This is a genomic window from Dyadobacter luteus (assembly GCF_003383615.1).
Classification (GTDB): Bacteria; Bacteroidota; Bacteroidia; order Cytophagales; family Spirosomataceae; genus Dyadobacter; species Dyadobacter luteus.
The window spans coordinates 39,817-51,960 of record NZ_QNUL01000027.1 but is presented as its reverse complement, the minus strand read 5'-3'; the positions used below and the strand labels follow the sequence as shown (position 1 = coordinate 51,960).

5 protein-coding genes are annotated in these 12,144 nt (G+C 41.7%); all 5 read left to right on the top strand.

The genetic code is table 11. The features are described from left to right. Positions 1–474: 474 nt before the first annotated feature. Positions 475–3,621, top strand: coding sequence for a SusC/RagA family TonB-linked outer membrane protein (locus tag DSL64_RS23635; RefSeq protein ID WP_115833423.1), 3,147 nt, complete (start codon positions 475–477; stop codon positions 3,619–3,621). A 20-nt stretch (positions 3,622–3,641) separates the two neighbouring features. After that, positions 3,642–5,225, top strand: a complete 1,584-nt coding sequence (locus DSL64_RS23630; RefSeq protein WP_115833422.1) for a RagB/SusD family nutrient uptake outer membrane protein — start codon at positions 3,642–3,644, stop codon at positions 5,223–5,225. A 670-nt stretch (positions 5,226–5,895) separates the two neighbouring features. Further along, positions 5,896–9,018: a SusC/RagA family TonB-linked outer membrane protein gene (locus DSL64_RS23625; protein WP_115833421.1), complete on the top strand. Its 3,123-nt coding sequence runs from the start codon at positions 5,896–5,898 to the stop codon at positions 9,016–9,018. Positions 9,019–9,085: 67 nt separating this feature from the next. Next, entirely contained in the window at positions 9,086–10,591 is a 1,506-nt protein-coding gene (locus tag DSL64_RS23620) for a SusD/RagB family nutrient-binding outer membrane lipoprotein (RefSeq protein ID WP_115833420.1), read from the top strand. A gap of 166 nt (positions 10,592–10,757) precedes the next feature. Beyond that, complete coding sequence (locus DSL64_RS23615) at positions 10,758–12,059, top strand: amidohydrolase (protein WP_115833419.1); 1,302 nt, start codon at positions 10,758–10,760, stop codon at positions 12,057–12,059. Positions 12,060–12,144: the final 85 nt, after the last annotated feature.

Here is a 12,144-nt window from a genome sequence, read left to right as displayed (position 1 = left end):
ACACCAGTGCCTGATTTTTATAAAAAAGAAAGAAATATCCCAGTAATACAGAAAATTGATCAGTTGAAAAATTGGCAATAAATGCCTTTTTAAATAGAAAATTTGCCATTTAGTAAGCGTAAACCAAAGTATATTTTGATAAATCTTCAAAATTTTATTGTGGTGGTCAAAACAATAGTTACTTTTGCAACAGTAGTATTACATAACAAACCTAACTTTAAAAAAATATGATTAATCCTCTATCTACTCTTCTTCGATGTCAGGTCTTTATGCCATCACAGTTATTCTAATCTGAATTTTATTGTAAGCAGTGTTGCATTAGTGCTCTCTTGTAATATATCTGGTATGCCGTAAGCTTAGCGCTTAACCGGTAGGATGATCTATATGGATATGTTATATGCTGTGGTAAGTTTTAATCCATGAATTTTTGTTTTACATTTTTTTTATAAACCTAACTAGTTAATTAATTCAAGTATGAGGAAAAGATTACAAGTTTTCTTGTACCTGTTGCTTGCAGGTGTTGCATATGGGCAAAACCGCACCGTAACAGGAAAAGTGACTGCTGAGGAGGACGGGAGTGTCTTGCCAGGGGTGAATATTTTGATAAAAGGTACAACTGTTGGTACAAGTACTGATGCCACTGGTAACTTTTCGATAGATGTGCCATCCACAGGAACCGCGTTAACTTTTAGCTACGTAGGTTTCTTATTCAAAGAAGTTTCGGTAGGATCTCAAAGTGTTCTTAATATTTCACTGACCTCCGATGTAAAAGCACTGGGCGAGGTAGTTGTTGTTGGTTATGGTGTGCAGCAGAAGAAAGCTTTCACTGGTTCCGCTTCAAGTATCGATACCAAGCAATTTACGAACCTTGTAACTCCTTCTATTGACAAGCAGCTTGCTGGTCGTGCGACAGGGGTACAGGTTACAAATAGTGGTGGTGGTGTGAACACTCCTGCACGTATACGCGTGAGAGGTGTGAACTCAATCAACCAGAACAATGATCCTTTGATCGTTGTGGATGGTATCCCCATTATCTCTGGTAACCTTGCATCTGTAGGTAACTCTAACGCATTGGGTGATATTAACCCAAGCGATATCGAGAGCATGGAAATCCTTAAAGATGGTTCTGCAACTGCTATTTACGGTTCAAGAGCTGCTGCAGGGGTAATTCTTATTACCACTAAAAGAGGAGCGAAAGGAAAAGCAAAAGTAACTTATGATGGTTTCGTTGGTTTCAGCTCTGCTTTAAAGAAATTTGACCTTCTGAATGCCAATGAGTTTGTAACAATTGCTAATGAAAAGCTTGCTAATGCAGGTTTGGCTGCAAGAGCGGGCGTGAATACTTCAGCACCTTCTTATGATACTAACTGGCAGAATGAAGTGATGATCAATAATGCTGCTGCTCACAACCATAACCTGAGTGTGTCTGGTGGTAGTGACAAATTGAACTACTATTTGTCACTTGGTTATACTGATCAGAAAGGTATTATTATTAATAACAGCAACAAATCTTACAGAGCTCGTATGAATCTTGATTACGAAGTGAATAAGTTTGTGAAAGTGGGTAACAACATAACATTGAGCCGTCAGGTAGATACTGATGGAAACAACGGATCAAGCTCTTTGGGTGGTGCTATCGCCGCTTCTTTGAGGTTGTTGCCAAACGTTTCTCCATACCTGGAAAGCAATGTAACGGGATACAACATCAATTATCCTACTTCGGGATCAATGACTCCTGGTCCTAACTCTCAGACTGTGGATGATAATTTCAATAACGTTGCATTCACTTCTCGTGCAAACAAATATTCTTCTGATAAATACCGTATCATCAATAACTCATTCGTGGAAGTTTCTCCTATTGAGGGTTTGAAAATAAGAAGCCAGGTGGGTGTGGATTTATTTACTGACTACAGCTACCAGGGATTGAATCTTTTCCACGGTGATGGATATGGAACAGGACAGAACTATAATGCTACACAGAACCAATTGAGATTGGTTTGGTCTAACTACTTTAACTATAATTTCTCTCTTGATAAGCATAACTTCTTCCTTACAGGGGGTAATGAAATTCAGAAAGAAACTTACAAGTGGTTCAGTGCTGATGGTAAAGCGTTGTCAGATGCGTTCTTCATTGGCAAAAACGTTATCTCAAACTCAGCAAGTACGCAGGTAGTTGGCGGTAACTACGATGAAAGAGGTTTTACGTCGATATTTGGTCGTTTAAACTATGATTTTGCAGGTCGTTATTTCGTCCAGGCTACTATCCGTCGTGACGGACAAAGCGCATTGTCCCCAGGCAGTAAGTATGGGGTATTCCCAGGTTTTTCTGCAGGTTGGAGAGTTTCAGAAGAAGGTTTCTGGAAAGGTTCTGATGGATTGAGCAGAGTAGTGAGTGATCTGAAATTGAAAGCTTCTTATGCCAAAGTAGGAAACACATTGACAAGCTATCCTTATCTGAGCAGATACGGAAGTACCCCTTACGGTAACTTGCCAGGTATCGGACCAACAGGTGTAGGTAACCCTGAGTTGAAATGGGAGACCAGTGCCAAATATGACGTAGGTATTGATGCTGGAATTTTCAATAACAGATTCCACGTAAGTGCTGACTGGTTCCTGAACAATGTTGATAATATGGTTTTGGATGTACCTACTCCTATGAGTGCAGGTATTCCGGGATCGCAGACTGCAAGTGGCGGAACGATTTCTCAAAACATCGGTAAGCTTCAGAACAAAGGTATCGAGCTTTCTATCGGTGGTAGTATCCTGAGAGGAAAAGACTTTACGTGGGATGCTAACTTCAACTATAGCAAAGTGAAGAATAAGATTGTTTCGTTGTACCAAAGCGGTGGTGCTCCTGTTCAGTTTATTGAAAATGGTGTATACAACATCATTCGTGTAGGTGATCCTATCAATATTTTGTACGGATACCGCAGTGCAGGAGTGAACTCTGCCAATGGTAATGCAATGTTCCTGAAAGCGGACGGAACACTTATTCAGTTTAATACTACCAGCGAAAAAAGTCGTGGTGTATTCTATACAGCTAACAGCGCTTCTGACGGTACTCTGGGAGATGCAACTTCTCTTTCATCGGCTGATAAGGTGAATTTAGGACAAGGTGTTCCTACTTGGTTCGGTGCTTTGACCAACAACTTTGCTTACAAAGGATTTGGTCTGGAAGTAATGTTGAGATATTCGGGAGGTAACAAAATCATGAACTTTACCCGTCAGGAAATTCTGTTTAACCAAAGCTTCCAAAACAACGGAAAAGAGATTCTTGACAGATGGACAACACCAGGTCAGGTTACAGATGTGCCAAGACTTTATAATGGTTTGGCTGCTAACATGAACACAACGGGTAATGCATCTTCACGTTGGGTTGAAAGCGGAGATTACCTGAGACTACAAAATATTGTGTTGAGCTATTCTTTCAATGGAAACAATTTGTCTAAATGGACAAGAGGTTATGTGAACAATCTGAAAGTATATGCACAAGGACAAAACCTACATGTGTGGACGAAATACAAAGGAGCTGATCCAGATAATATCAGTTCGTTGGGTGTAGATGCGGCTGTATCTCCGCAGGTAAGAACGATTTCATTCGGTTTGTCTGTAGGTTTCTAATTTCTTAAAGTATTATAACTATGAAAAAAATATTATTGGTGGTTGGTTTGGGAGTCTTCCTGGCTGGTTGTGAAAGTGTACTGGATACATCTCCATATAACTCGGTAACAGATGCAAGTGCGTTCTCAACTGCAGACAGATGTCTTTTGACTTTGAACGGAGTATATGATGCAGCACAGGGTTCCTATTATACTTCAAATACAACAGAAAACAGAGGGTATCCTTTCGGTTCTGCAAATATTCAGCAAGGTGATGCCCGTGGGGAAGATGTTGTGAACGTTCAGGCGTTCTACCAGATCACTTATCAGGGAACTTACAACTCTAACTCCGCAAACTGTGTTGCACACTGGAAAGGTATTTATGCCCTGATCAACAAAGCAAACGTAGCCATCGCAGGTTTCCGTCAGGCTAGCCAAACGGGAATTCTGACTGCGGAAGTGGCGACTCAATACGAAGCAGAAAGCCGTTTCCTGAGAGCATTGTCGCACCACGAAGCATTGCTTCACTGGTCACGTCCTTATTTGGATGGAAACGGAACACAGGTAGGTGTACCATACAGAGAGGAGCCTATTACTTCCAGTACTGCGGTGACAAACATCTTGAATACACCAAGAATGCGTGTTGATAGTGTTTATAGCAAAATACTGGCAGATCTTGATTTTGCAGAAGCTAACCTTCCTGCGAAGATATTTACATATCGCGCTACTAAGGCTGCTGCTATTGCCTTGAAAATGAGAATTAAAACGCACAAGGGTGACTGGACAGGTGTAGTTGCAGAGGGAAATAAACTGGTTCCTGCAACAGTTAATCCTTTGGCTCCAACAAGTGTAGTAAGTCCTATCGGTGCATGGGCTTTGACAGCTTCTCCTGATGGTCCGTTTGCAAACAACAATTCTACTGAGAGTATTTTCTCTGTAAAGAATGACGCAGTAGATGCACCAAGTACAAACGCAGGCTTGTCCCGTATGTACGGAGCGGCTAACCTGAACGGACGTGGGTTGTTGTCTTTGTCTCCTATTATCTACAACGATGCAGAATGGCTTTGCACTGATAAAAGAAGAACACTTCTGACTGTTGCTGGAACTAACTCAGCGGGTACTCAGAGTATTTTCTCAACTAAATACAGAGATTACAATACCTGGGGAGATTATGCTCCGCAAATCAGATATGCAGAAGTTCTTTTGACTTTGGCTGAAGCGGAAGCGCGTGTGGCAACAGGAGTAAGTACTCGTGCTCTGGATTTGTTGAACACAGTTCGTAACAGATCTCTTGCAGCGCCTGAAACTGAAGGTTATACTGCAGCTAAGTTTGGTAACAAAGTAGCGTTGGTAAAATCTATCCTTAAAGAAAGAAGAATTGAGTTTATAGCTGAAGGTAAGCGTTGGAATGATATTTCAAGATTGGTAATGGATGCCGATTACTCAACCGGTGGAATTCCTGCGAAAGCGGTGAACGGAACAGCTGGCTTAACTAACTTTGTATGTGCAACTGCATACACTCCGGGCCAGCCTGCTATTCCTTACGCAGATTTCAGATTTATCTGGGCTATTCCGGAAACTGAGGTTACTCAGAATCCTGTAATTAAGCAGAATCCAAATTACTAATAAGTGTTTTAGATTATTAGTTCAAAAGGCCATTCCAAAAGGGGTGGCCTTTTGCGTTATACGAGGTCATTGTTCAACTATTGTGATTTCGAAAATTGAAGAAAGGAATCGGGGTTGTTTGCAATATCAGTTATAATGTTGTGCAGATTCAATTTAGAAGTGCAACACCCGATTTATGATATTGTTAAAAATAATTCTGTAATGGTTTGCGGGATATTATGCGGACCATTTGATAATGCTGAGTAATTGATCATTTTAAGAATAAAAATTGTCATTTTTGTATATTATTCAGAATAATAATTTGAAAATAATTCAAAATGCAGGTCATAGTGTTTGGTGATTGTTTATTTTTTGTAACTTATGAAAATATAACAAACCTAACTTCAATAATATGATTCGTATTCTACATTCTCCGCTTGTTCACCGACAATTTCAACGTCTGAGTTTTTATTTCTAAGCAATAAGAAAAGGTTATTTGAGTTCGCTGGTACCTGGTTTTGCGGTAGCTAACAGTCACTTGAAACCACTTTACAAAGAGACTTAGATCACGCTTATCTATATCAGTTTCCGCCATATACTGGCTTGGTAAACAGATGTAGATGACTCATTCTGTTTTGTATTTCATTTTTCATTTCTTGTTTTATTTATCTCTAAACCTAACTTATTAAGTATGAGGAAGTATTTATTGTTTTTGTGCTTGTTTTGCTCTGGTGTGGTACTGGCGCAAAATAAGGTGATCACGGGCACGGTTACTTCGGGCGAAGATGGCTCGTTGCTACCAGGTGTTTCAATTTTAGTGAAGGGAACTACCGCCGGAACCACCACTAATGCAGAAGGTGCATATTCTATTTCTACGAGCTCGAATGCCACGTTGGTAGTTAGCTTTATTGGTTTTGTAACTAAGGAAGTTGACGTTGCAGGAAAATCGGTTCTGAATATCACTCTGGACAACGATATTCAGAATCTTTCGGAAGTAGTTGTTACAGCGTTTGGTATTAAGAGAGATAAGAAAACCCTCGGATACGGTGTAACCCAGCTTAATACCGAAGAGCTCACCCAGGCACGTACTACCAACGTGACGAATGCACTGGCAGGTAAAGTTCCGGGTGTGAGAGTAAGTGGTAGTGGTGGAGCCTTCACCGGATCCAGTATCGTAATCAGAGGTAACACTACTTTTACAGGAAGTAATCAGCCATTGTTTGTAATAGATGGTGTCCCTATTGACAATGGTGGAGGCGGTACGGCACTTCAGACGGGTGTACCTCCATCCAACCGCGCCATTGATATTAATCAGGATGATATTGAAACGATGACAGTTCTTAAAGGGCCATCAGCTGCTGCATTGTATGGTTCGAGAGCATCTAACGGTGTAATCCTGATCACTACTAAAAAGGGTGGTCTGAATCAGAAAAATTCAGTTACCTTCTCGACTTCTTATGCTATAGAAGAAGTGAATCGCCTTCCGGATTATCAGAATGAATATGGACAGGGGACAGGTGGGCGTTACATCAACACATCTGCTTCTTCATGGGGACCTAAAATTGCAGGGCAAACGGTAACCAACTTTTTCAGAGAAGAAGAGCAGCTACAGGCTTATCCTAATAACGTAAAGGACATATTTCAAAAAGGTAAGAACTTCCAGGGTAATCTGGGATTCAGCGGTGGTAACGACAAAAGTTCTTTCCGCTTTTCTTATGGATATCTGAGTAACACCAGCGTTATCGATATCAATAAACTGGAAAGACATAACTTCTCTTTGAATACTGCATATCAGGTCAACAAAAAGCTGAATGTGAGTGTCTCTGCAAATTATGTGAATAACCATTCAAAAAGAACGCAGCAGGGTAACCAGTTGAGTAGCCCGCTATTCCGTGCATGGTTTATGCCGCGTAGTTATGACCTTACCGGCCTGCCGTTTGAAGATGCAGCCGGAAATCAAACGTATTTTGGTGGAGAAGACAATCCTTACTGGACTATCAAACACAACCGCTACAACGACGAGATCAACCGTGTTATAGGTAACGTTGCACTTAAATATAACATCACTGACTGGCTGAATGCTGACTACAAATTAGGAACGGATGTGTACTCTACTTTCATTCATGGATATGATCAGATAGGAGCAAGAGGAGCAGCAAATACTACAGCTGGAGGTGCAGGTGGTGTGTTGGAGCGCAGAAACCAGTACAGAAACTTTAACTCGAACCTTTTCTTTACCGCAACGAAGAACTTCGGAGATTTTACATCTGCTTTGATCGTTGGTAATGAAGTTTCTCAGATTTATAACAGAACCAGTTCTGTAACCGGCTTAGGAGTGATTGTGAGAGACTTTGAACAAATGAAAAATACGACCACTTACAATCCAAGCTTTGGTTCAAGCAAAGTGAGACTAATCGGTTTGTACGGGGATCTGACGTTTGGCTACAAGAGTATCGCCAGTGTAAACGTAACTTTAAGAAATGACTGGTCTTCTACATTCCTGAAAGACAACAGATCATACCTGTACAATGCAGTAGCTGCTTCTTTGAACATTACTGAATTGTTCCCGACAATTAAAAATGATGTAATCGACAATATTAAACTCAGAGGAAACATAGCCACCGTAGGTAAAGCTGGTACCGATTTCGTTTACAGCACGGATTCGTACTTTGTAGGAGCGAGCTCCAGCGATGGCTTTGGTCCGGTTGTGAGTTTTCCTTATAACGGCTTACAAGGATTTACTTTGAGTAATACTGCAGGTAATTCAGGACTTGGGCCTGAGTTCACAACCAACAAAGAAATTGCTGCTGAGTTTTCTCTGTTCAAATCGCGACTGACATTCGAGGGAACTGTTTACCAGCAAAAATCAAGAGATCTTATATTCTCAGTCCCTGTTTCGGGTGCTTCCGGAATTACCAGTGTGACCAAAAACGCAGGTAGAATGAGCAACAAAGGGGTTGAACTTGGAGTGACTGTAGTGCCTGTAAAAACGAAATCAGTGAACTGGGGGCTTACTTTCAACTATACTCAGTTTAAGAGCAAAGTGGAAGAATTGGCCGATAATGTGCCTAATATCTTCCTGGGTGGATTTACAACACCAAATATCCGATTGGTAAAAGGTGACGAATATGGTCAGATTTATGGTAATGCATACCTGCGCCAGAGACAATTGGAAGACGGAAGTCAGGATAGAAGCTCTCCAATGGTTATCGGGGCTACTGGCTTGCCTTTAATTACAACGGGAGTTGAAAAAATCGGTAATCCTAATCCTAAATTCCTTTTGGGGATTAACAACAGTCTTTCTGTAAAAGGATTTAACCTTTCGTTCCTGATTGACATCAAAAAAGGTGGTGACCAGTATAGCCGTAATATTGCAGATATCCGCAGAAACGGTGTCGCAGCTGAAACTGCGGAGTTCGAAAGATTCAATGCTGACGGAACGGCAACTACACCGTATCTTTTTGAAGGGGTGAATGCAGCAGGAGAAGCAAATACGGTTCCTGTTACTGTGGAGCAATATTGGGGTAACTCAGGTAAGTATGCCGCTGCTGAAGGATATATTCTGGAAACATCATGGGTAAGGCTAAGAGAAGCTTCTTTAAGCTATAAAATTCCATCAAAAATATTAACCAGAACTCCGTTTGGTAGTGTGGAGGCAAGTGTATTTGGACGCAACCTTTGGATGCACACACCTAATTATCCTCACTTTGATCCTGAACAAAATGCTTTAGGCGTATCTAACGCACAAGGGCTGGAATTTAATGCACTTCCACAGACACGTTCCATGGGTGTATCTCTGAGAGCATCATTCTAATTTAACCGGAGGGAAAAAGCTATCGAAGCCGTTTTCACAGGACTGATTAATTACTTACGAATCTATTATGAAAAAAATATCATATATACTTACAGCAGGGCTCGCTTTGGGGAGTGTACTGTTCACAGGCTGTTCTGATTTTCTGGATATCAATACAGACCCAGACAATATTGTATCTACCAATGCTCCTTTGCCTCAATTACTTACAGCTGCTCAGGTAAACCTTGGTTTTGAAGGGGGAAGTGATAAGTTTCGTTATGCGTCTATTCTTACCCAACAATTTTCAGGACAAGCGTCACCTGGCTTTCAAACATTCGAGTATAATCGATTTAATATTACAGGTAGTGATCAGAACAATTTGTGGTCGAGTATGTTTGCGACAACATTGAGCGATCTTGAACTTATCATTAAAAATGCAACAGCTAGTGGAAGTCCTCATTATTCGGGGGTTGCCAAAATCATGAAAGCGTATCAATATCAGTTGGCTGTGGACATGTGGGGTAATATTCCCTATGCTCAGGCTCTTATGCTTGATCAGAATACACAGCCTGCTTATGATGAAGCCTCTGCGATCTACACCAACCTGATCACTCTCCTGAATGAAGGTATCACTGAGGTCAAAGCGGAAACAAGTGCACTTTCTCCGGGAACAAATTCTGTTATTTTTCCCGGCGCATTTGCCACAACTAAAAAGCAGTGGGAGAAACTGGCTAATACATTGAAGCTGCGAATCTATATTCATTATAGTAAAGTAGATCCTGCGTTTATGACGCAGCAGATCAATACGCTGCTGGGATCGAATGCGGTGTTTATGGAAGGTAACGAGGATAGTTTCCAAATGGCATTTTTGGATGAGGCGAATCGTCGGAATCCTATTCATGCTTATGAGATAAGCAGGCCTAATTATCTTTTTCCAGGTGCTGACTTTGTGGATTTGATGAATTCAAAACTGGACCCAAGAAGATCCAGCTATTTTACTGCATTTCCCTACGGTTCAACAAATTATAAAGGTGTGAAGGCAGGTGATCCAGGTACTGTAAATTACTCTCGGATGCATACATATCTGCGTGGGACGGTTTCCGGTACGCCTACACCCAATGCAGATGGTGGGATTTTGGCTACGGCTTTAACTTATAACGGAACTGCACCAATCCGGATGCTGACTTATGCAGAATACTGTTTTATCCGTGCTGAAGCTGCGGCTCGTGGTGCAAACGGAGTTGCTCAGGAATGGTTTAGCAAAGGGATTACAGCGAGTATGAAAAGTGCTGGGGTAGCTGATGCTGCTATTGCTACTTACCTGACAGCGAATGGAACACTTGCAGGTGCCAGTGAAGCAATGATCAAACAGATTATTGAGGAAAAGTATGTGGCCCTTTATGGGGTAGCTGTAGAGCCATGGACAGATTACAGAAGAACAGGTTATCCGGCTTTGACTTTACCGGCAAATCCGATGGAGCCTGCTGTACCACGCTCTCTGTATTATCCGCAGTCTGAAGTGGATACCAATCCAATTAACCTGCCTGCACAGAAAACCAATCAACAGGTAAGGATTTTCTGGGATAAACAGTAAATTGACCTGCGGAGCAAAAGGCTATCTTGAGAGAGATGGCCTTTTGTGTTTTAAAACATTTATTTGCTTTAGTCTGGTAAGCCACTGGATTATTTTACTATCTTTTTGCTAAGCTCAAAATACTTGCTTCTCTTACCAATTTTTAAATATTGATATTTTGATACCTATGAATCTGAAAACAGTTTTACCATTTTCCTTCCTTGCGCTCTCCGGCTTTTTTGCTTCTGCCCAAAACCTGAATACGAAGATTGACCAAAAGGCAAAATCTCTGGAATCCAAAGTGGTGGAATGGCGCCGCGATTTTCACCAGAATCCGGAACTTGGCAATCGGGAATTTAAGACTGCTGAAAAAATTGCAGCACACCTGAAACAGTTGGGGATTGAAGTACAAACAGGAGTTGCTCACACAGGTATTGTCGGATTGCTGAAGGGTGGAAAGCCGGGGCCGGTTGTAGCATTAAGGGCAGATATGGATGCATTACCGGTAACGGAAAGAGTAGATGTGCCTTTCAAGTCCAATGTGAAAGCGGAATATAACGGACAAGCTACCGGTGTAATGCATGCATGTGGGCACGATACGCACGTGGCTATATTGATGGGAGTTGCTGAAGTGCTGGCGTCAGTAAAGTCGGATCTGAAAGGAACCGTCAAATTTATATTCCAACCGGCCGAAGAGGGAGCGCCGGAAGGTGAAGAGGGAGGTGCGAAACTGATGGTGAAGGAAGGGGTACTTGAAAATCCGAAAGTAGATGCGATTTTTGGCCTGCATATCAATTCACAAACAGAGGTTAATACGATCGCATACAAGCCCGGGGCTACCATGGCTGCAGTGGATTTTTTCAGTATTGATGTAAAAGGAAAACAAACGCATGGCGCGTATCCATGGTCGGGAGTAGATCCGATTGTGACCTCATCTCAGATTGTAACAGGTCTGCAGACGATAGTAAGCCGTAATCTGGATATTACCAAAGCACCGGCCGTTGTAACTGTTGGGGCGATTCATGGTGGAATTCGTCAGAATATCATTCCTGAGGAGGTAAAAATGATTGGTACCATCAGGACATTCGACGAAGAAATGCACAGCCACGTTCATAAACGGATTACCGAAATATCAACCAATATTGCTGAGAGCGCAGGAGCGACCGCCAATGTGAAAATTGATGTATTATACCCTGTTACATTCAACGATGTACCGCTTACAGAAAAGATGGTGGGCACGTTGCAAAGTGTGGCAGGAAAGGAAAACGTCATTCTTACGTCGGCTAAAACCGGAGCTGAAGACTTCTCCTATTTTCAGCAAAAGGTACCCGGTTTTTTCTTCTTTTTAGGAGGTATGCCAAAAGGTAAGAATCCACTGGAAGCTGCTCCCCATCACACTCCTGATTTTTATATTGATGAAAGCGGGCTGGTGTTAGGTGTAAGATCACTGAGCAGGTTGGCGACAGACTATATGGAAGGGAGGAAATAAGGGTTAATTATTAGTGGTTAATGGTTAATGAGGGGCGATTGGAAGTAGCTTGTCTGGTCTGCACGCTTTTTAGCGGGCTGAACGA

Bases quoted from the DNA above. Each gene is read 5' to 3' on its own strand.
- DSL64_RS23635 (WP_115833423.1), top strand. From the start codon at position 475: ATGAGGAAAAGATTACAAGTTTTCTTGTACCTGTTGCTTGCAGGTGTT.
- DSL64_RS23630 (WP_115833422.1), top strand. From the start codon at position 3,642: ATGAAAAAAATATTATTGGTGGTTGGTTTGGGAGTCTTCCTGGCTGGT.
- DSL64_RS23625 (WP_115833421.1), top strand. From the start codon at position 5,896: ATGAGGAAGTATTTATTGTTTTTGTGCTTGTTTTGCTCTGGTGTGGTA.
- DSL64_RS23620 (WP_115833420.1), top strand. From the start codon at position 9,086: ATGAAAAAAATATCATATATACTTACAGCAGGGCTCGCTTTGGGGAGT.
- DSL64_RS23615 (WP_115833419.1), top strand. From the start codon at position 10,758: ATGAATCTGAAAACAGTTTTACCATTTTCCTTCCTTGCGCTCTCCGGC.